Here is a 19,865-nt window from a genome sequence, read left to right as displayed (position 1 = left end):
GGCCGAACAGGCCACCGCCCCTCCTATTTCTTATGCGGCCCGGCCCGGCCCAGCCCGATCCGGCAGGTCGCGCCGGGCTTGCCTATGTGTCGATCAGACCCGCGCTTCGCCGCCCAGGCGACGGCCGTCCGCGCGGTCGAACAGGTGGCTCGCCTTCGGCTCGATATGAACCGGCACGATCTCGCCGGGGCGCAACGCGAGGCGCTCGCGGAAGAGGCAGGAGATCGGTTGATCCCCGAGCTTGCCGGCGACCATGACCTCCGAACCCGTCGGCTCCACCACTTCGACGCGGATCGGCACGCCGCCCTCGCCGATGCGTACATGCTCGGGGCGCACGCCATAGGTCGCCTCGCCGGAGGGCACCACGCCGATCCCGGCGGGGAGGGGAAGGCGCAGGCCATCGCCCGTCACGAACCCGTCGCCCTCGACGCGCCCCTGCACGAAGTTCATCGAGGGCGAGCCGATGAAGCCGGCCACGAACGTGTTGGCCGGGCGGTCGTAGAGGTCGAGCGGCGCGCCGACCTGCTCGACGCGCCCGTCGCGCATGACGACGATCTTGTCGGCCATGGTCATGGCCTCGATCTGGTCATGCGTGACATAGACCGTGGTGGTGCCGAGGCGGGCATGGAGGTTCTTGATCTCGGCGCGCATGGAGACGCGCAGCTTGGCGTCGAGATTGGAGAGCGGCTCGTCGAACAGGAAGACCTGCGGATCGCGCACGATGGCGCGGCCCATGGCGACGCGCTGGCGCTGGCCGCCCGAGAGCTGGCGCGGGAAGCGGTCGAGAAGAGCGGACAGGCCGAGAATGTCGGCCGCCGGCTTCACGCGCTTCTCGATCTCGGCTTTCGGCACGCTCTTCAGCTTCAGCGCGAAGGCCATGTTGTCGGCCACCGACATGTGCGGATAGAGCGCGTAGTTCTGGAACACCATGGCGATGTCCCGTTCCTTGGCCGGCAGGTCGTTGACGACGCGCCCGCCGATCAGGATGTCGCCGCCCGAGATTTCCTCGAGCCCCGCGAGCATGCGCAGAAGCGTGGACTTGCCGCAGCCGGACGGGCCGACGAGGACGACGAATTCGCCGTCCGCGATGTCGATCGACACGCCATGGATCGTGGTGACGCTGCCAAAGCTCTTCTTGACGTTCCGGATGGTGACGGAGGCCATGGGTTTTTCCTTGTCTCTTCGGCTTACTTCACCGCGCCCGCCGTGAGGCCGGCGACGATCTGGCGCTGGGCCAGAAGGGTGAGGATGAGGACGGGGAGGGTGACGACGAGGGCGGCGGCGGCGAGCGGCCCCCAGCTCACCTGCTCGAAGGAGAGCATGTTGTAGACGGCGACGGGCAGGGTGCGGGTTTCGCGGTTGGCGAGCACGATGCCGAAGACGAAATTGTTCCAGGAGAAGATGACGGCCAGAATCAGCGAGACCACGATGCCGGGCCGGGCGATGGGCAGCGCGACCTTGGAGAAGACCTGCCAGGCGGAGGCGCCGTCGATGCGCGCGGCCTCTTCCAGTTCCAGCGGCGTCGTCTCGAAATAGCCGATCATGACCCAGATCACGATGGGCACGGTAACGACGAGATGGATGATGATCTGCGGCCAGAGCGTGCCGAGCAGGCCGACATTCTGGAACAGGAGGAAGAGCGGGATGAGGAAGGACAGGCCCGGCGTCATGCGCGCGATCATGATGACGATCGCGGCCTTGTCGGCCTTCAGCCGGGCGATGCCGTAGCCGGCGGGCACGCCGACGAGAAGCGCGAGCAGCGTCGCCGTGCCGGTGACGAGAACCGAGTTCCAGAAATAAAGGAGGAAGTCGTTCTCCTGGAAGATCTTGGCGTAATTGCCCCAGGCGATGCGCTCGGGGATCAGGATCGGCGGATAGGCGCCGTTGTCGATCTCGAATTTCAGCGAAAGCGACAGCATCCAGACGAAGAAGAACACGGCGGGCGAGACGAGGACGAGGCCGAGAAAGAAGAGGCCGATCCGGTCGAACTGGCGGCGAAGCGTCATGGTCGATGGCCTCAATCGTTCCACTTCGCGCGCTGCTTCAGGTGAAGCATGACGAGCGACAGCGCGATGATGACGGCGAAGAAGACGACGGCGATGGCCGAGCCGTAGCCGATGTCGTAATAGGAGAAGGCGACGTTGTAGAGATAGATGTTGATCGTCTCCGACGCCGTGCCGGGCCCGCCCTGCGTCATCGCGTAGATGATGTCGAAGCTTTTGAGCGCGTCGATCGTGCGGATGATGACGGCGACCATCATGAAGGGCGCGATCAAGGGCAGGGTGATGTAGCGGAACTTCTGCCAGCCATTGGCCCCGTCGATCTCGGCGCCCTCATAGGGCTCGCGCGGCAAGGAGGCGAGGCCGCCCAAGACGATCAGCATGACGAGCGGCGTCCACTGCCAGGTTTCCACCAGAACCAGCGAGGGGATGACGGTGGACTGGTCGTAGATCCAGGACTGCTCGGGCAGGCCGACCACCGACAGGAGATAGTTGAGAACGCCGAGCGAGGGGTTGAACATCATGGTCCAGACCAGCGCGATGGCGACGGGCGTCGCCATCATCGGCATGACGAAGATGGCGCGCAGCACCCCGCGCAGCGGCATCTTGGAATCGAACAGGACGGCCGCGAAAGTGCCGAGCACCAGCGGGGCGACGACCGAGAGGATCGTGTAGAACAGGGTGTGACCCATCGACTCCCAGAAGCGGGTGTCGGTGAGAAGGCGGGCGTAGTTTTCGAAGCCCACGAAGGCGGTGTCGCCGCCGAGCCGCCAGGAATGGGCGCTCATCCAGGCCGTGAAGACCCACGGAAAGACAATCACCGCGCAGGTGACGGCGAGCGCGGGAATGACGAAGGGCCAGTAGAAGGGGCGAAGGCGCTTGGCCTTTCGCGGGGCGGCCGAAGCCGCCCCCGTCTCGTCGGATCGGGAGATCACGGCGCTCATCAGGCCTCGCTTCGTTCCAGGATCGGCTTGAACTGCTCGGTGGCCTTCTTCAACTCGGCCGCCGGATCGCCGCCGCCCAGGAGATTGGTGAGGGCGACGCCATAGACGTCGCGGAACTCGGTGATCGGGATGATCACCGGCAGCGCGATCTGGCTGACCTTGGCGGAGGCGGCGATCGCGTCGGCCCATTCGGCCGGCATGGTCACGCCCTTGCGCACCTCCGGGTCTTCCACGATGGAGGTGCGGAAGGGCACGCCCGCGCCGGCCTGGAACAGGCGCGCGCCCATTTCCTTGGACACGGCCCACTGACAGTAGAGATAGGCGGCTTCCTTCTTGGTGGAGGCTTCCGTCACCGCGATGCCGTCGCCGAGCGTCGGCGCGGCGGCACCGGCCGGGCCGGCGGGCACGACATGATAGCCGACCTTGCCGACGACGCGGGAGAGTTCCGGGTTCTCCAGCGGCGCGGCGAAGCCGCAGCCGTCGAACCACATGCCGACCTTGCCCTGCAGGAAGGCGGACTGGCATTCGGCCCAGTTGAAGCCGGTGACGCCGCGCGGCGCGCATTCGGTCATGAGGCTCTGGTAGAGCTTGGCGGCCTCGACGGCCTTTTCGTCGTCGGCGAGAATTGCGCCGTTCGGGCCGATCGCCTGCTGGCCGAAGCCGAGCATGAGCGAGGTCCAGACCGGCGTGTTGGCGTTCTTCATGCCGCGCGCGACGAAGCCCGAGGTCCCGGCCGACTTGTCGGTGAGGGCTTTCGCCGCTTCCAGCATGGCTTCGAACGTCTCGGGGAAGGCGATGTTCTTGGCGCCGAAGAGCTCCTTGTTCCAGTAGACGATCCAGTAGTCCACGGAGAAGGGCAGGGCGCGGATGCGGCCTTCGCGGTCCTTGGCGTAGGACAGGCCGGCGGGGGCGAAGTCGCTTTCGGTCAGCGAGGCGTCGGTGAGCGAGGGATCGGCCATGAAGGGCGAGAGATCGGCCAGCCAGCCGGCCTTCTCGTATTGCCGCTTCTGGGCATGGAAGCTGATATGGATGACGTCGAAGCTCGGCTTGCCGGAGGTCAGCTCGATCACCGCCTTCTGGCGCTGCTGCTGCTCCGGGGTGGCTTCCGCGTTGACCTTGATGCCGGTCAGCGCCTCGAACTCGGCCTGGTGCTTGCGCAGAAGCTCGCCGCGCGGGTTCTTGGTGAGGTTCACTTCCAGCGTGGTGCCGGCGTGCTTCTTCCAGTCCACCCCGGCCGCGAAGCTCGGGCGGAGGCCGGCGAGCGCGAAGGCGCCGGCGGCGGCCGTGCCGGCCAGGAACTGGCGGCGGGACAGGGCGATCGTGCGATGGGTCATGTGGTCTTCCTCCCCTTTTGTGGCTCCGGGCGGCGTCCTCCAACGACCTGTCCCGGCGCGCTCTTGCGAGCATTTCCAGGTAAAGCGGACACGCTTTGCCGTCGGATAATGCGATAATGCCAATACTTCAGACGGTGAGCGCCAATCGTCTGGCATTGTCGATATGGTCGGCGATCGCCTGCGTGGCGCGCGCCGGGTCGCGGCTTTCGATGGCGGCGATCACCTGGAGATGCTCGCGCATGACGGGCACGACGCGCCCGTCGATGCGATAGCGCTCCTGATGGATGAGACGCAGCTTCACCGAGTTGACGCGATAGGCCATCGAGATGATCGAATTGCCGAGCGCGTCGATGAACATGTCGTGCAGCCGCCAGTCGATCGCCTGCGCCTCGGCTTCCTCGTCCTTCGTCAGCGTGCGCGACAGCGCCAGCGCCAGCATCGCCTCGTGCTCGGCGCGCAAGGCTGCGATGGCCGCATCGCTCGCCTGCGCCGTGAAGACGCCGATCGCCTCCTTTTCCAGAAACAGGCGGAACTGGAAGGCCTCGCGAATGAGGTTCAGGTCCACATGGGCGATCTGGATGCCGCGCTGGGGCACGGTGACGAGAAGGCCTTCGGATTCGAGGCGCGGAATGATCTCGCGGATCGCGCCGAGCGGCAGGCCGGTGCGGGCGACGAGCTGGCGCTGCGAGACGAACTCGCCGGGCGAGAAATCCCGCGCGATCAGCTTTTCGATGATGCTCTCATAGGCGCGCTCGCGCAGCTTGAGAGCGTCTCCGCCGCGACCCTTCGCCAGTTCCGGCTCGGCTTCCGCGTCCACCCGCCGCGCCCTCTCAGGCGGCCTTGGAGGCGCTGAGCGCATCAAAGGTCGCGCCGAGACGCGCCGCGCCCTCCGCCGGCGTCGGGACGAGCGGCGCGCGCACCCGCGCGAAGGCCTCGTCGCCCGTGCGATGGGCGACCAGCGCCTTGACCGCCGGCGTCACGGGGAAGGTGAGGATCGTCTCGACGAGGTCGTGCACGCCCTTGTCGTCGCGCCCTTCGCGGATCATCGGTAGAAGGCGGTCGGGCAGGAGATTGGCCATGCCGGAGATCGCCCCTTGCGCGCCCAGCCGGACGCCGGCGGCGAGATTGCGCTCGTCGCCGATCAGGATCGCGATGTCCTTGTGCTCGGCGAGAAGCCGCTCGGTATAGGGCCAGTTGCCCGAGGAATCCTTGACGCCCGCGATGGCTTTGGGGAAGGCGGCGCGGATGCGCCCGATCAGCGGAACCGAGAGCTCCACCGCCGTCACCGAGGGAATGTTGTAGAGGATGATGCCGCGCGCCTTGTCACCGAGCGCGGACAGGACCTGGGCGAACCAGCTGAAGACGCCGTCTTCCGAAACGTTCTTGAAATAGGAGGGCGGAGCGAGGAGCACGCCGCGCGCGCCGCTGTCCAGAAGCTCGGCCGCCTGTTCGGTGGCGTCGTCGGCCGCATTGGCCATGACGCAGCCGATCGTCTGGGCGGGCGCGATGCCGCCTTGCGCGAAGGCGCGGAGGAGCTGGCTGCGCTCGGCGCGCGAAACCGAGGAACCCTCGCCCGTCGTGCCGAACAGCGTGACGCTGGAGCAGCCCTGATCGAGGCACCAGCGCGCATGGCGCACCATGGCGCCGCTGTCGATCGAACCCGTCTCGTCCAGCACCGTCACCAGCGCGGCCGACAATCCAAAAACCTGATCGCCCACGAAATCCTCCCCTTCGTTGGCGTGACAGGTAACTGACATGTCAGCTACCTGTCAATCTGCACTCGTTGCGTCTTTCCTAATTTTTGTTTCACGTGAAACGCCGCTGGCGTCCCCCTGCGGAAAGCGCGGTCACGCGCGGCGGCGCGCGGGCAGGGTCATCATGACGACGCTGGCGATGACGAAGACGAGCCCGATCCAGGCGCTCGGCTGCGGCACTTCGCCGAGAAACACCATCGCGATTCCGACGCCGATGGGAACGCGCAGATAGGCCTGCGCCGTCGTGCCGATCGAGCCGATGCGCGACAGGAGGTTGAAGTAGAGAACGAAGGCGAGGGCGGTGGAAAAGACCGAAAGGGCAAGAAGCGCCAGGATCGAGCTGTGCGAGGGCGTGAGCGTCCAGGGATGGTCGAAGGCGAGGCTGAAGGGCAGGAGCACGATCCCGCCCCAAAGGAGCGAGCCCGCCGCCGGCATCATCGGATCGAGATCGCGAAAGGTTCGCCCGAAGGTGACGGCCGCGCCATAGGCGACGGCGGCGAACACGATGGCGCATTGCGCGAGCAACGCCTCGTTCAGCCCACCGAGCGCGGACGGGCCGATCACCAGACAGATGCCGAGGAGCCCCAGTAGCACGCCGACGAGCTTCCGGCCCGTCACCGCCTCGTGCCGGGTGACGAGCGCATTGATCAGAAAGGCGAAGACGGGCGTCAGCGAGTTCAGGATCGTGACGAGCCCGGCATCGACATACTGCGAGCCCCAGGCGACCAGCGTGAAGGGCACGACGGTGTTCAGCCCCGCCTGGATCAGAAAGCGCTTGGTGTTGCGCCGGTCGGTCGGCAGGCGCAGGCCGCGAAGGTGAAGGATGACCAGAAGCAGGCTGCCGGCGATCAGCGTGCGCACCGCGATCAGCGTCACCGGGGGAATGGTGGCGACGCCGAGCTTGATGAAGGAATAGGACGCGCCCCAGAGCGTCGCCAGCGAAAGCAGCATCAGAAGGCTGACGGCGAGGCGGGGCTGGGTGTCCGTCATGGTGGGGTCTTTCGGGCATCGGGGGGCATGCGGGCGGGTCGATCCCGCACGCCCCGCTCTTGGCCCGAAGGCCTTCGAAATAGCAAGCCGGCCCTATCGCCTCCGCCCGCGCCGCGTCACGCCTGCCCGTGGCCGAGGAAGCGCTGAAGCTCCGGCGTCTTGGGGTTGCCGAACAGTTCCTCCGGCGGGCCGATCTCGTGGACGCGTCCCTCGTGCATGAAGACGACGCGCGAGGCGACCTCGCGGGCGAACTTCATCTCATGCGTCACCATCATCAGCGTCATGCCTTCGGCGGCGAGTTCGCGCACCACGGCCAGAACCTCGGCCACGAGTTCGGGGTCGAGCGCGGAGGTGATCTCGTCGCACAGAAGCGCGATGGGCTGCATGGCGAGCGCGCGGGCGATGGCGACGCGCTGCTGCTGGCCGCCCGACAGCTCGTCGGGATAGGCGTCGAACTTGTGCCCCAGCCCGACCCGCTCCAGCTGCCGGCGTGCCATGGCTTCAGCTTCGGCTTTCGGCACCTTCTTCACCACGCTCTGGCTCAGCATCACGTTGCGCCCGGCGGTGAGGTGCGGGAAGAGGTTGAACTGCTGGAAGATCATGCCGACCTTCAGCCGCAGCGCCTTCAGATGCGTCTCGTCGGGCAGAAGCTGCGCGCCGGCCACCAGGATCGAGCCGCCGTCGATCGATTCCAGCCCGTTGATGCAGCGCAGCAAGGTGGACTTGCCCGAGCCGCTCTTGCCGATGATGGCGATGACTTCGCCGGGCGCGACGTCGAGATTGATGCCTTTCAGGACCTCGTTCGATCCGAAGCGCTTTTTGACCTCAGTGACCGCGATGAGCGACATTGAGCTTCCTTTCGAGGATCTGCGAGGACTTGGACAGCGGCCAGCACAGCGCGAAATAGATGAGCGCGACGAGGCCATAAACGGTGAAGGGCTGGAACGTGGCGTTGGTGACGACCGTGCCGGCTTTGGAGAGTTCGGTGAAGCCGATGATGGAGGTGAGCGCCGTGCCCTTCACCACCTGCACCGAGAAGCCGACAGTCGGCGGCACGGCGACGCGCAGCGCCTGGGGCAGGATGACATGGCGCATCTGCTGGAGCCGGCCCATGCCGAGGCTGGCCGAGGCCTCCCACTGGCCCTTGGAGACCGATTCCACGCAGCCGCGCCAGATTTCGGCGAGGAACGCCGCGCTCCAGAGCGTCAGCGCCGAGCCGGCAGCGAGCCAGGCCGGCACGTCCACGCCGAACATGCCAAGGCCGAAGAAGATCAGAAAGAGCTGCATCAGGAGCGGCGTGCCCTGGAGAAGCTCGATATAGGCCTTGGCCGCGCGCTGAATGGCCTTGCGCGGCGAGATGCGCCCGAACAGGACGAGAAGGCCGACAAGGCCGCCGCCCGCGAAGGAAACGAGCGAGAGCACCACCGTCCAGCGCGCCGCCAGAAGCAGATTGCGCAGGATGTCCCAGGTCGAGAACTCGATCATGCGGGCCTCCGCTTGGGGAAGAGGGCCGAGCCGAGAAGCCCCATGGCGCGGCGCAGAAGAATGGCGAGAGTGAGATAGATGAGGGTCGAGACGAGATAGGTCTCGAAGGCCCGGAAATTGCGCGACTGGATGAAATTGGCCGCGAAGGTCAGATCCTCGGCGGCGATCTGCGAGACCACGGCCGAGCCGAGCATCACGATCACGACCTGCGAGGAGAGCGCCGGCCAGATGCGCTGGAGCGAGGGCACGAGCACGACATGGCGGAACGTTTCCCAGCGCGTCATGGCAAGGCTCGCGCCGGCCTCGAACTGGCCCTTGGGCGTCGCCTCGATGCCGGCGCGGATGATCTCGCAGGCATAGGCGCCGAGATTGATCGTCATGGCGAGATAGGCCGCGCTCATCTCGTCCATCTGGACTCCGAGACCCGGCAGGCCGAAGAAGATGAAGAAGAGCTGGATCAGGAAGGGCGTGTTGCGGATCATCTCGACATAGGCCGAGACTGGCCAGTGCAGCGCTTTGGGCCCGAGCGCGCGGACCCAGGCGCAGGCGATGCCGACGAGAATGCCGAGCGTGCCGCCGACCAGAATGAGCTGGAGCGTGACGCGAACGCCGTGAAGCAGCACCGGCCCATATTCGGCCAGCCACGAGAAATCGAACTGATAGGGCATGAGGCCGGGCCTCTGAAGCTGAAGCGGGAATGGCGAAGGCGACCCGGCTTGCTGCCGGGCTGCCTTTCATGTCGGCGTCTGGTTACAGGTCGGCCGGCAGGTCGGTCTTCAGCCATGTCTGGGCGATGGCGTTTAGCGAGCCGTCCTTCTTGGCCTCGGCGATGATCTCGTCCACCTTGGCTTTCAGCGCCTCGGCCCCTTTGGGCAGGCCGATATAGCAGGGCGAGTTCTTGACCAGGAACTTCAGCTCCGGACGCTTGGGCGGGTTGCGCTCGATGATCGCGGCGGCCACCACGTTGCCCGTTGCGACCAGCTGCACCTGGCCCGACAGGAAGGCCGAGATCGTGCCGTTATTGTCCTCGTAGCGCTTGATCGTGGCGTCCGTCGGCGCGACCTTGGTCAGTTCCAGATCCTCGACCGAGCCGCGCGTGACGCCGATCACCTTGCCTGCTAGCTCCGCCACGTCCTTGGCCGCGACGTCGGCCGGGCCGAACACGCCGTTGTAGAAGGGGGCGTAGGCGGTGGAGAAATCGATCACCTTCTCGCGGTCCGGGTTCTTGCCGAGCGAGGAGATCACGAGATCGACCTTGCCCGTCTGGAGAAAGGGCACGCGGTTGGCCGAGGTGACGGGCGTCAGTTCGAGTTTCACGCCCATCTTCTCGGCGATGAGTTTGGCCATGTCGATGTCGTAGCCCTGCGGGGTCATGTCGGTGCCGACCGAACCGAAGGGCGGGAAGTCCTGCGGCACGGCGACGCGCAGCGTGCCACGGCTCTCGATATCGGAGAGGGCGTCGGCCGAGGCTGGCAGGGCGAGCGAGACGAGTCCGGCGAGCGCGAGGCCGGCGGAGAGAAGCGAGCGACGATGGATCATGAGGCGGGGTCCTTTTCAGAGCAGGGATGAGGCGGGAAGGGCAAGGGCGCCCGTGGGGTCGAGCGAGCGCCGGAGATCGGCGAGAGGGTCGGCCGCGATGTCGAGATCGAGCCCGGCTTCCACCTCGTCGAGATGCTGGATGGCGAGGTCGCAGGCCGCCAGCCGGTCGCCGCGCGCCAGCGCCTCGACGATGCGGCAATGGCCGAGATGCGATTCCTCGGCATGGGTCGTGGATTGGTAGAGCATCGAGATCAGGATCGTGCGGGCCGTGAGGTCGCGCAGGATTTCGCTGAGGACCGGGTTGGCCACGATGTCGCCGAGCCGGATGTGGAAGTCGCCCATCAGGCAGACGAGGCGGGGATGATCGCCCGCCACGATCGCCGCGCGCTCGTCGCTCAAATGGCTCTGGAGCAGCGCCAGATGAGCGGGCTCCAGCGCAGGCATGATGCGCATCAGCCCGGCTTCCACGGCGCGACGGGCCTCGAAGACACGCTTGGCCTCGGCGGACGAGGGCTCGACCACGAACCAGCCCCGGCGCGGGCGCACCTCCACGATATGGCGCGAGGCAAGCCGCATCAGCGCTTCGCGAACGAGGGTGCGCGACACGGTGAACAGGCTCGCCAGTTCCCCTTCGCCCAGCCGCTGGCCGGGGCGCAGACGGCGCGCCAGGATCGACTCCAGAATCGCGGTGTCGATGGCGGCGGAAGGGGGCGAGGGATTGCGGCGATCTTGCATACAAGTGTAGAGTGCAAGCGCCGTGCCAATTTGAAAAGCTCTGCGGCTGTGGGGTTCATCGGACCGAGCCGATCCTTGGCTGCCTAATTTTCGTGCTTCTTGTGCATTGCATCACCACGGGCGTCCGACCGCGACGGGCGCGCGGCGACGCGAGCCCTTCTCAAACCCTCGCTGGGGCTTAGGATGCGCCAATGGTTGAGTCGGAACGATCGAGCATGATGGACAGCACGGACGGGATCGAAGCGCGGGAGGTCTTGCCTCCTGACATCCGGGCAGAGGCGCGCGAAAGCCTGACCTATGCCTCGTTCCAGAACGCCGTGCCTCTTCTCTCGAACCTCTCGATCCACCATCCCGGCGCGGAAGCGCTCGACGGGCTGAGGCTGGAACTGTCCTCCGTGCCGCCCTTTCTGCGGCCGAAGAACTGGGCGATCGATCGCCTCGGCGCCGGCGAGACGCTGAGCTTAAGCGACCGGCGCGTGGACCTCGACGCGGCTTATCTCGCGGGGCTGAACGAGGCCGAGCGCGGCGAGCTTCGCTTTCGCCTGACCCAGGGTGAGGCGGTTCTCACGGAAGCGACCCATCCGATCCGGCTTCTGGCGCGCGACGAATGGGGCGGGGCGGGCGACATGGCCCAGCTTCTGCCCGCCTTCGTCATGCCGAACGATCCGGCCACCGCGAAGATCCTGCGGGCAGCGGCCGACATGCTGGTGGCCCACGGCCATTCCGGCGCGATGGACGGCTACCAGAGCGGCGATGTGAGGCGCGCCTATATGCTGGCCGCCGCGCTTTATACGAGCGTCGCCGGCCTCGGGCTGCATTATGCCGAGCCGCCCGCGAGCTTCGAACAGCGCGGGCAGAAAATTCGCCGCCCGGCGAGCGCCTTGAGCGACGGGCTCGCCACCTGTCTCGATACGAGCCTGCTTCTGGCCGCCGCGCTGGAGGCGGCGGGGTTGAACGCCGTGGTCGTCTTCGTTTCGGGCCATGCGGCCGCCGGCGTCTGGCTTTCCAAGCGCACCCTGCCGCGCGCGGTGGAGACGGACGGCGTGGAACTGCGCAAGGCGCTGGCCGCGCGCGAGCTTCTGGTGTTCGAGACGACGGGCGTGACCTTTCGGCCGGCCATGGGCTTCGAGCAGGCCTGCCGAGATGGCGCGGCGCTCCTGGCCGAGGGTGCGCGCCGCGCCTTCGTCTGCGCGGTGGATGTGGCGCGCTCTCGCAGCGGCGGCATCCAGCCGCTCGCCTCGCACGACTTAGGCATATCGGGCGAGGCGGGACCAAGTGCCGAGCCCGCCGCGCCGGCTCTGCCCGCCATGCCGGATTTCGGCGCGATGCCGGCGGAGAGCGTTGAGGAAAAGCCGACGACGCCCGGCGGGCGCATCGATCGCTGGCAGCGCAAGCTCCTCGATCTCTCCTTGCGCAACAAGCTCCTGAATTTCAGCCAGACCGGCTCCACCGTGCCCTTCCTCTGCCCGGACGCCGCCGCACTGGAGGATCGGCTGGCGGCGGGCGGGGCCATGCGCCTCGTCTCCATCCCCGAGCAGAACCCGGTCGGCGAGCGCGACGAGACGCTGTTTCGCGAAACGCGCGGCGAGGATCTGCAGGCGCGCTTTGCGGCCGACGCCTTGGCGCGCGGCGAACTCGCCTCCACCCTCGATCAGAAGACGCTGGAAGCGCGCCTTACCGCGCTGTTTCGTCAATCGCGCAGCGACATGGCCGAGGGCGGCACCAACACGCTCTATATCGCGGTCGGCTTTCTGCGCTGGAAGAAGAAGCCCGAGGACGAGCGCACCTATCGCGCGCCGCTTCTGCTGCTGCCGGGCAAGCTCGAGCGTCGCAGCGCCTCCTCGCCCTTCCGCCTCGTGCATCACGAGGACGATATCCGCTTCAACGCGACCCTGCTTCAGTTCTTGGAGCGCGATTTCGGCCTGAAAGTGCCCTCGCTCCAGGGCGAACTGCCCACTGACGAAACGGGCATCGACGTGGCGGACGTCCTGTCGCGGATGCGTCAGGCGGTGCGCGACGTGCCGGGCTTCGAGGTAGTGGACGAGACCGCGCTCGGCACCTTCTCCTTCGCCAAATATCTGATGTGGAAGGACCTGACGGAGCGCACCGACGCGCTGCGCCAGAACCGCGTCGTGCGCCATCTCATCGATACGCCCGAAGACGCCTTCGCCGACCCCGTGCCCTTCCGCGAGGCGCGCGAGATCGACCGCGCCTATGCCCCGGCCGATATCGTGACGCCGCTGCCGGCCGACTCTTCCCAGATCGTCGCGACGCTGGCGGCGGCCGAGGGCAAGGATTTCGTGGTGATCGGCCCGCCGGGCACGGGCAAGAGCCAGACCATCGCCAATATGATCGCCCATTGCCTCGCGCATCGGCGCACGGTCCTCTTCGTGGCGGAAAAGACCGCCGCGCTGGATGTCGTCTATCGCCGCCTGCGCGAGCATGGGCTCGGTGAGCATTGCCTGGAGCTTCATTCCTCCAAGGCCGACCGGCGGCATTTCCTCAGCCAGTTGCGCAACGCCTGGGAAAGCGGCGCGGCCCGGAGCGGGGACTGGGTGGAGCTGAACGGGCGGCTCAAGGTGCAGCGCGACGCGCTGAACAGCTATGCCGAGGCGCTGCACCGTGAGGCGCGCTGCGGCTGGACGCCCTATCGCGCCATGGGCGTGACGCTGCGCGGGGCCGAGCAGCATGCGCCCGCGCTCGTGTGGCCCGCGATGGACCAGCACGAGACCGCCCATTACGCCGCGCTGGAAGACCTCGCCGAGGGGCTCGGCCGCACCATCGCCGCCGTCGAAGCGCGCCCGAGCCTCGCGCTGGTGGATGTGGACGAATGGACCTCCGCCTGGGCGGAGCGTCTGCTGGCGCAGGCGCGCACCGCGCGCGAGGCGGCCGAGGCGCTGGCACGAGAGGCCACGGCGTTTCGCGCCCGCATCGGCATGGCCCCGGCCGGGTCTCTCAGCCTCCCCGAAACGCGCCGCCTCGCCGCGCTGGCGGCCGCGCTGAAACCGGGCGAGGGCGCGCTCGCCTTCGATCCCGGCTTTGCGGAGCTGCGCGAAGCGTTCGGCGCGCTGGAAGCTGCCGTCTCCGCCTTCCGCACCGAAGAATCGCGGCTCTCGGCCACCTATGAGCGCGAGGAGATGACGCGCATTCCGGTGGAGGATCTCGACCGCCGCCTGCGCGAGGCCGAGGCGAGCTTCTGGCCCTTTTCTTGGTTCAAGCGGCGCGGCGTCGCCAAGCTCCTGCAGACCTATGCCCGTTCCGGCACGCCCGTTCCGGAAACCGATCTGCCGGTCCTGCGCCGCCTGCAAGCGCTAACAGCGCAGGCGCAGGCAAGCCCACTCGCGGGGCGGCTCAAGGGCTTTGCCGGGATCGACAGCGATCTTCCGCGCCTGTCCGCCAACCTCGTCTCGGCCGAGCAGCTACGCGCCGCCGTCATGCGTCTGGGCGAGCCGACGGGGGAAACGGGTGCCATCGTCGCGGCGCTCCTGCGCGTGCTGCCGGAGCTGACCGAGACGAGCCCGCTCAGCGAGGCCGCCCGCGCGATCGTGGAGGCCGAGGCCGGCTGGCTGGAGGCCGAGCGCCAATGGCGCGAGGTGAGCGGCGGCGTGCCGCTCGGCGCAGAACAAAGCGAAACGCTGGACAGCGTGTCGGCGGCTCTCGCCGATCTGGAGACGAGCCGCGGCTTCCTGCGCGATTGGACCTCCTGGTGCGCCATTCGCCGCCGCGCGCTGGCGGAGGGTCTGGCCCCGCTCGTGGCCGATCTCGAGACCGGCGCGGTGCGGCCGGATGGCGCGCGCGCCGCCTTCGCGCTCTCCTATGCCCGCTGGTGGCTGCCGCTCGCCATCGACGCCGACCCGCGCCTTCGCGATTTCCGCCGCTTCAGCCACGAGCACGCGATCGACGATTTCCGCAAGCTCGACGATCTCGTGCGCAAGGCGGCCTCGCAGCGCATCCGCGAGGCGCTGACCCATGGCTTGCCCGATCCGCAATCGGTGCCGCGCAAGTCTGAACTCGGCCTCCTGCGCCATCAGATGGAGCTGAAGCGCCCCAGCCGCTCGATCCGCGAGATGATCGGCGCCATGCCGGAAAGCTTCGCCCGGCTTGCGCCTTGCGTTCTCATGTCGCCGCTCTCGATCGCGCAATATCTGCCGCCCGATCAGGCCTTGTTCGATGTCGTGATCTTCGACGAAGCCTCGCAGATCACGACATGGGATGCGGTCGGCGCAGTGGCGCGCGGGCGCCAGACCATCATCGTCGGCGATCCCAAGCAGCTGCCACCGACCAATTTCTTCGGCCGCACCGAGGCGGAGGACGAAGCGCCCGAGTTCGAGCGCGATCTGGAAAGCATTCTGGACGAGGCCAAGGCCTCCGGCCTGCCGGTGCATGATCTGCGCTGGCACTATCGCTCGCGCCATGAATCGCTGATCGCCTTCTCCAACCATCATTATTACGACAACCGGCTGATCACCTTCCCTTCGCCGGTGACGCAGGACCGCGCCGTCTCGCTGCGCCACCTCCCCGAGGCCGTCTACGACCGGGGCAAGAGCCGCACCAATCCGGCCGAGGCCCGCGCCATCGCGAAGGACGTCGCGAACCGCCTGCGCGCCGCGCTCGATCTGCCGGAAGCCAAGCGCCCGACGCTCGGCGTCATCACCTTCAACAGCCAGCAGCAGGGCTTGATTCAGGACCTCCTCGATCAGGAGCGGCGCGACGACCCCGCGCTCGAATGGTTCTTCGAGGACGAGCGGCTGGAGCCGGTCTTCGTCAAGAATCTGGAAAGCGTGCAGGGCGACGAGCGCGACGTGATCCTCTTCTCCATGACCTTCGGCAAGGACGCGGCCGGCAAGCTCGCCATGGATTTCGGCGCGCTGAACCGCGAGGGCGGCGAGCGGCGCCTGAACGTGGCGGTGACGCGCGCCCGTCAGGAATTGCAGATCGTCTCCTCGATCAAGGCCGAGGCGATCGACCTGTCGCGCTCCAAGGCGGCGGGCGTGCGCCATCTGAAAACCTTCCTCGACTATGCCGACCGGGGCGCGGTGGCGCTGCCCGCCACGGATCAGGGCTCGCTCGGCGGCGTGGAATCGCCCTTCGAGGCGGCGGTGGCCGAGTCGCTCTCGCGGCGCGGCTGGCAGGTGGTGACGCAGGTCGGCGTGTCCGGCTTCCGCGTCGATCTCGCCATCCGCCATCCCGACCATGCCGGCGCGTTTCTGGCCGGCGTCGAATGCGACGGGGCGACCTATCACCGCTCGGCCACGGCCCGCGACCGCGACAAGGTGCGCGAGCAGGTGCTCACCGGGCTCGGCTGGCGCATCCTGCGCATCTGGTCCACCGACTGGTGGTTCGACCCGATGGGCGCGACCGTGCGGCTCGATCAGGCGCTGAAAGGATTGGTGGCGGAAAGCCGCGCGCGGGACGAGGCGGAGCGCGCCAAGGGCGAGGAGGGGGGCGCCGCCGCGCCGGCCTGATCCCGCCCGTCTGGCGGCAAGGGCGGCGGTGGCCCAGGCGCAGGCGTGCTCGGACGCCCGCGCGGCGGCTTTCCGTTGCCCTCGGCCCGGGTGAACCTAAGTTCGCCTTGCCAGGTGGTTCCGACCACGCAGTTTCAGGATACATCCATGCGGCATCGCATCGTCTCCCTCTGCCTCGCCTCCACGGTCATGAGCCTCGCGACGCTCGGCTCGGCGCTCGCGGCCGAAACGCTGCCGACGCGCAAGCCCGGCCTGTGGGAAACCAAGACCCAGTCGCCGAACGGCGACGTGACGGTCCGGCAATGTATCGACGAGAAGACGGACGGCCTTGCCCAGAACGCCTTCGGCGCGGGGCAGGCCTGTTCCAAGCGCACCATGGTCAAGACGGCCGATGGCTACGAGGGCGAGACCGAGTGCAAGATCGGCACGATCTCGGCCGCAGGAAAAAGCCAGATCAGCGGCGATTTCAACAGCAAGATCACCATGAAGGTCGACACCACGCTGACCGGCGTGCCCGACACCAAGGAGCCCGTGCGCCAGCAGATGGAGATCGAGGCCACCTATGTCGGCCCCTGCGAAGCCGGCCAGAGCCCGGGCGACATCATCATGCCCGACGGCCAGATCGTGAAGATGCCGACCGCTCCGGCTCCGGCCCCGGCGCAGTAAGACCCATCTTCCGGCCGGGTCAGGCGTTGGGCGTCGATCCGGCCGCGAGGTCGCGCGCGGCGGCGCGGGCCATGTCGGCGAAATTCACCGCGAGCCTTGCGGGCCGCTGCCGGCGATAGGCGACGGCGAGTTCCACATGCGGCGCGGGGCCGACGAGATCGCGATAGGCGACGCCCGCGATGCTGAGCTGGCGCAGCGCGTCCGGCACGAGCGAAAAGCCGAGCTCGGCCGACACGAGCGACAGGACCGAGGCGATCTGCGGGGCGGACTGGCCGAGCACGGGCTCGAAGCCGACCTGCCGGCACGCCTCGATCGCCGCGTCGTGCAGGCTGGTGCCGACCCGCCGGGGCGTCAGGAGCAGCGGCTCCCCGGCGAGGCGTTCGAGATCGAGCGGCGCGGCGCCGGACGCCGCCGCATGGCCCGACGGGACGGCGGCCACGAGATGCTCGCGCACGAGCGCGAAGGCCTGGATCGCGCCCGCTTCCGACAGGGACGGGCGCAGGATCGCCGCATCAAGCCGCTCCTCCTCCAGCCCGTCCAGAAGCGTCGCGGAATTGGCCTCTTCCAGCACCAGTTCCACCTCGGAAAAGCGCCGCCGAAAGGCGCGGATGGCCGCGCCGAGCACCGGGTGAAGAACCGAGGTGCCGGTGAAGCCGAGGCGCAGCGTGCCAGTTTCGCCCCGCTCGGCGCGGCGCGCCGCTTCCGCCGCCTGACGCGCGCGCTCGGGCAGGGGGGCGACACGTTCGAAAAACACGCGGCCGGCCTCCGTCAGCTCCGCCCCGTGCGGCACGCGATGAAACAGCTGCGCGCCGACCTCCCGCTCCAGATCGCGGATCTGAAGGCTCAGCGGCGGCTGGCCGATGCCGAGCCGGGCGGCGGCGCGGGTGAAATTGCCTTCCTCCGCGACCGCGAGGAAATAGCGGATATGTCGAAGCTCCATGCCATTCGTATAAGCTATTGAAATCGCCTCTTCCATATATTGGACGCATGAAGGCGGGCGCTTCTATATCGGGCCGATCCGCTGCGAAGGTTTCGCGTTCATGGCCTCCTCCCTGCGTCTCGACGGCACCGCCGCCGCCGTTCCCGCCGTTCCCGATCGGCCCGCCGCCACGGCCGGCTTCATCCGCCACGGCACGCGGGAGCATCGCCGCGCGGGGCTCGCACTATTTCTCCTGGGCTTTGCCAGCTTCTCGCTGATCTACTGCGTGCAGCCGCTCCTGCCGGCCTTTGCCGCAAGCTTCGGCGTCAGCCCGGCGGAAAGCTCGCTCGTCCTGTCGCTGACGACCGGGTTCCTCGCCGTGTCGATCCTTCTTGCGGGCGCCTTCTCGCAGGCGCTCGGGCGGCGGGGCCTGATGTTCGCGTCCATGGCGGGCGCGGCGGTTCTGAACCTCGTCGCCGCGCTGAGCCCGAGCTGGCACGGGCTGCTCGCGGCGCGCGCGCTGGAAGGCTTCGTGCTCGGCGGCGTCCCGGCCGTCGCCATGGCCTGGCTCGCCGAGGAGATCGAGCCCGCGCATCTCGGGCGCACGATGGGTCTCTATGTCGGGGGCACGGCCTTCGGCGCGATGATCGGGCGGGTCGGGCTCGGCGTCGCCACGGAATTCATGTCCTGGCGCTGGGCCATGGGCGGGCTCGGAATCATCTGCTTTGCCGCCGCGCTCGGCTTTCTGGCGCTCCTGCCGCCCTCGCGCCATTTCGAGGCGCGACGCGGGCTCGCCTTCCGCTTCCACCTGAGCGCCTGGGGCCGGCACCTTCGCAACCGCGCGCTCCTGCGCCTCTATGCGATCGGCTTCCTGCTCACGAGCCTTTTCGTGACGCTGTTCAACTACTCGACCTTCCGCCTCACCGGCGCGCCCTACGGCCTCGGGCAGACGGAGGTGAGCCTGATCTTCCTCGCCTACGGGTTCGGCATCGTGTCCTCCTCGCTCGCGGGCCGCCTGTCGGATCGCTTCGGGCGGCGGCCGCTCCTGACGGTCGGCTTTCTCCTGATGCTCGCCGGCGTGCTCCTGACGCTCGCCAGCGCGCTCCCGCTCATCGCCTGCGGCATCGCGCTCGTCACCACCGGCTTCTTCATCGGCCATTCGGTCGCCAGCGGCTCGGTCGGGGCGCTGGCGCGGGGCGACAAGGGCCACGCGACCTCGCTCTATCTCCTGATCTACTATCTCGGCGCCAGCGTCACGGGGGCCGTGGGCGGCTGGGTCTGGCAGGCGGGCGGCTGGCCGGCGATCGGGGCGCTGACCGCCGGCTTCGCCCTTCTCGGCGCGCTTCTCTCGCGCGGCCTCAAGCCGGCGTGAAAGCGGGCGCGAATCAAGGGATTCGCCTTTTTCCGGTTCTGCGATATGCTTTTGCGCAATTGGCGACGTGCCGGGCTCGCAAAACCTTGGTGTTTGGCGAGACGAGGTCGGTTTTTCATAAAAGCGACATGAGGCCCTTTCCAAAGCTGCCAAAGACGGCTATATCGCCAATCACCGACGGCGGCGACGCTGAAGGGTCATGGCGCGGGGTGGAGCAGCCCGGTAGCTCGTCAGGCTCATAACCTGAAGGTCGCAAGTTCAAATCTTGCCCCCGCAACCAATGACAGAGACGACCCGCGGCACCGGCGCCGCAGGGACATGGCGCGGGGTGGAGCAGCCCGGTAGCTCGTCAGGCTCATAACCTGAAGGTCGCAAGTTCAAATCTTGCCCCCGCAACCATTGTCAGACCGCCAGGACCCCTCGCCAGCGAGGATCGATCCGGCGATTTTCTTCCCAAGTGTTTCAGATCGCTTCGCTCACAGGGCGAAATGTCGAATGTCCGATTCGGCTGGAACGGACGCCGTCTTTTCTCGATTCGTGCACGCTCTGGAGAGCCGCGCCATTGCTTCCGACACGCGGCAGCGCGCCCCTGAAGAAGAGGCGCGCCGAGAGCATCCATGAGTCCTTCGGCATGATCCGGCTGGCAGGCGAGGCGAGGGCAT

General features: G+C 67.7%; 16 protein-coding genes and 2 tRNA genes. 5 read left to right on the top strand and 13 right to left on the bottom strand.

Annotated elements, in window-relative coordinates; translation table 11 throughout:
* Positions 1–93: 93 nt before the first annotated feature.
* The 12 genes from B146_RS0100460 to B146_RS24560 form a co-directional block, all read right to left on the bottom strand.
* Positions 94–1,164, bottom strand: a complete 1,071-nt coding sequence (locus B146_RS0100460) for an ABC transporter ATP-binding protein (protein ID WP_019994434.1) — start codon at positions 1,162–1,164, stop codon at positions 94–96.
* 23 nt (positions 1,165–1,187) lie between these two features.
* Positions 1,188–2,006: a carbohydrate ABC transporter permease gene (locus B146_RS0100455; RefSeq protein WP_019994433.1), complete on the bottom strand. Its 819-nt coding sequence runs from the start codon at positions 2,004–2,006 to the stop codon at positions 1,188–1,190.
* 11 nt (positions 2,007–2,017) lie between these two features.
* A complete protein-coding gene (locus tag B146_RS0100450; protein WP_019994432.1) occupies positions 2,018–2,944 on the bottom strand; it encodes a carbohydrate ABC transporter permease in 927 nt (308 codons plus the stop codon).
* Positions 2,944–4,278, bottom strand: a complete 1,335-nt coding sequence (locus B146_RS0100445) for an ABC transporter substrate-binding protein (protein ID WP_019994431.1) — start codon at positions 4,276–4,278, stop codon at positions 2,944–2,946. The genes B146_RS0100450 and B146_RS0100445 overlap by 1 nt, the downstream gene beginning before the upstream one ends.
* A 127-nt stretch (positions 4,279–4,405) precedes the next feature.
* Positions 4,406–5,095 (bottom strand): GntR family transcriptional regulator, encoded by a 690-nt coding sequence (locus tag B146_RS0100440; protein WP_019994430.1) that lies wholly within the window; start codon positions 5,093–5,095, stop codon positions 4,406–4,408.
* A gap of 13 nt (positions 5,096–5,108) precedes the next feature.
* Positions 5,109–6,035 (bottom strand): dihydrodipicolinate synthase family protein, encoded by a 927-nt coding sequence (locus tag B146_RS0100435; protein WP_051091479.1) that lies wholly within the window; start codon positions 6,033–6,035, stop codon positions 5,109–5,111.
* Between the two features lie 90 nt (positions 6,036–6,125).
* Positions 6,126–7,022: a DMT family transporter gene (locus B146_RS0100430; protein WP_019994428.1), complete on the bottom strand. Its 897-nt coding sequence runs from the start codon at positions 7,020–7,022 to the stop codon at positions 6,126–6,128.
* Between the two features lie 116 nt (positions 7,023–7,138).
* Complete coding sequence (locus tag B146_RS0100425; RefSeq protein WP_019994427.1) at positions 7,139–7,870, bottom strand: amino acid ABC transporter ATP-binding protein; 732 nt, start codon at positions 7,868–7,870, stop codon at positions 7,139–7,141.
* On the bottom strand, positions 7,848–8,507 hold the full coding sequence (locus B146_RS0100420) for an amino acid ABC transporter permease (RefSeq protein ID WP_019994426.1): 660 nt from the start codon (positions 8,505–8,507) through the stop codon (positions 7,848–7,850). The genes B146_RS0100425 and B146_RS0100420 overlap by 23 nt, the downstream gene beginning before the upstream one ends.
* A complete protein-coding gene (locus tag B146_RS0100415) occupies positions 8,504–9,175 on the bottom strand; it encodes an amino acid ABC transporter permease (protein WP_019994425.1) in 672 nt (223 codons plus the stop codon). The genes B146_RS0100420 and B146_RS0100415 overlap by 4 nt, the downstream gene beginning before the upstream one ends.
* Before the next feature lie 82 nt (positions 9,176–9,257).
* Positions 9,258–10,046, bottom strand: a complete 789-nt coding sequence (locus B146_RS0100410) for a transporter substrate-binding domain-containing protein (RefSeq protein ID WP_019994424.1) — start codon at positions 10,044–10,046, stop codon at positions 9,258–9,260.
* A gap of 15 nt (positions 10,047–10,061) precedes the next feature.
* Positions 10,062–10,781, bottom strand: coding sequence for a GntR family transcriptional regulator (locus tag B146_RS24560; RefSeq protein WP_019994423.1), 720 nt, complete (start codon positions 10,779–10,781; stop codon positions 10,062–10,064).
* A gap of 215 nt (positions 10,782–10,996) precedes the next feature.
* Here B146_RS24560 and B146_RS0100400 point away from each other — a divergent pair, with 215 nt between their 5' ends.
* Positions 10,997–16,246, top strand: a complete 5,250-nt coding sequence (locus tag B146_RS0100400; protein ID WP_019994422.1) for a DUF4011 domain-containing protein — start codon at positions 10,997–10,999, stop codon at positions 16,244–16,246.
* 147 nt (positions 16,247–16,393) lie between these two features.
* Entirely contained in the window at positions 16,394–16,912 is a 519-nt protein-coding gene (locus B146_RS0100395) for a DUF3617 domain-containing protein (RefSeq protein WP_019994421.1), read from the top strand.
* 19 nt (positions 16,913–16,931) lie between these two features.
* On the opposite strand, the gene B146_RS0100390 is transcribed toward B146_RS0100395, so the two are convergent.
* Complete coding sequence (locus B146_RS0100390) at positions 16,932–17,852, bottom strand: LysR family transcriptional regulator (protein WP_019994420.1); 921 nt, start codon at positions 17,850–17,852, stop codon at positions 16,932–16,934.
* Positions 17,853–17,952: 100 nt separating this feature from the next.
* Between B146_RS0100390 and B146_RS0100385 the strand changes: the two genes are divergently transcribed.
* The 3 genes from B146_RS0100385 (at position 17,953) to B146_RS0100375 (ending at position 19,602) form a co-directional block, all read left to right on the top strand.
* Positions 17,953–19,203, top strand: coding sequence for an MFS transporter (locus B146_RS0100385; protein WP_019994419.1), 1,251 nt, complete (start codon positions 17,953–17,955; stop codon positions 19,201–19,203).
* A gap of 203 nt (positions 19,204–19,406) precedes the next feature.
* Positions 19,407–19,483 (top strand) — tRNA-Met (locus B146_RS0100380).
* A 42-nt stretch (positions 19,484–19,525) separates the two neighbouring features.
* A tRNA-Met gene (locus tag B146_RS0100375) sits at positions 19,526–19,602 on the top strand.
* Positions 19,603–19,865: the final 263 nt, after the last annotated feature.

The sequence above is a fragment of the Aureimonas ureilytica DSM 18598 = NBRC 106430 genome (assembly GCF_000382705.1).
Classification (GTDB): Bacteria; Pseudomonadota; Alphaproteobacteria; order Rhizobiales; family Rhizobiaceae; genus Aureimonas; species Aureimonas ureilytica.
The sequence above is the reverse complement of the archived record's forward strand: the minus strand, read 5'-3'. Positions and strand labels throughout refer to the sequence as shown.

Bases quoted from the DNA above. Each gene is read 5' to 3' on its own strand.
- B146_RS0100395 (WP_019994421.1), top strand. From the start codon at position 16,394: ATGCGGCATCGCATCGTCTCCCTCTGCCTCGCCTCCACGGTCATGAGC.
- B146_RS0100450 (WP_019994432.1), bottom strand. From the start codon at position 2,944: ATGAGCGCCGTGATCTCCCGATCCGACGAGACGGGGGCGGCTTCGGCC.
- B146_RS0100455 (WP_019994433.1), bottom strand. From the start codon at position 2,006: ATGACGCTTCGCCGCCAGTTCGACCGGATCGGCCTCTTCTTTCTCGGC.
- B146_RS0100385 (WP_019994419.1), top strand. From the start codon at position 17,953: ATGGCCTCCTCCCTGCGTCTCGACGGCACCGCCGCCGCCGTTCCCGCC.
- B146_RS0100430 (WP_019994428.1), bottom strand. From the start codon at position 7,022: ATGACGGACACCCAGCCCCGCCTCGCCGTCAGCCTTCTGATGCTGCTT.
- B146_RS0100460 (WP_019994434.1), bottom strand. From the start codon at position 1,164: ATGGCCTCCGTCACCATCCGGAACGTCAAGAAGAGCTTTGGCAGCGTC.
- B146_RS0100400 (WP_019994422.1), top strand. From the start codon at position 10,997: ATGATGGACAGCACGGACGGGATCGAAGCGCGGGAGGTCTTGCCTCCT.
- B146_RS0100425 (WP_019994427.1), bottom strand. From the start codon at position 7,870: ATGTCGCTCATCGCGGTCACTGAGGTCAAAAAGCGCTTCGGATCGAAC.
- B146_RS0100390 (WP_019994420.1), bottom strand. From the start codon at position 17,852: ATGGAGCTTCGACATATCCGCTATTTCCTCGCGGTCGCGGAGGAAGGC.
- B146_RS0100435 (WP_051091479.1), bottom strand. From the start codon at position 6,035: ATGTCAGTTACCTGTCACGCCAACGAAGGGGAGGATTTCGTGGGCGAT.
- B146_RS0100445 (WP_019994431.1), bottom strand. From the start codon at position 4,278: ATGACCCATCGCACGATCGCCCTGTCCCGCCGCCAGTTCCTGGCCGGC.
- B146_RS24560 (WP_019994423.1), bottom strand. From the start codon at position 10,781: ATGCAAGATCGCCGCAATCCCTCGCCCCCTTCCGCCGCCATCGACACC.
- B146_RS0100415 (WP_019994425.1), bottom strand. From the start codon at position 9,175: ATGCCCTATCAGTTCGATTTCTCGTGGCTGGCCGAATATGGGCCGGTG.
- B146_RS0100410 (WP_019994424.1), bottom strand. From the start codon at position 10,046: ATGATCCATCGTCGCTCGCTTCTCTCCGCCGGCCTCGCGCTCGCCGGA.
- B146_RS0100420 (WP_019994426.1), bottom strand. From the start codon at position 8,507: ATGATCGAGTTCTCGACCTGGGACATCCTGCGCAATCTGCTTCTGGCG.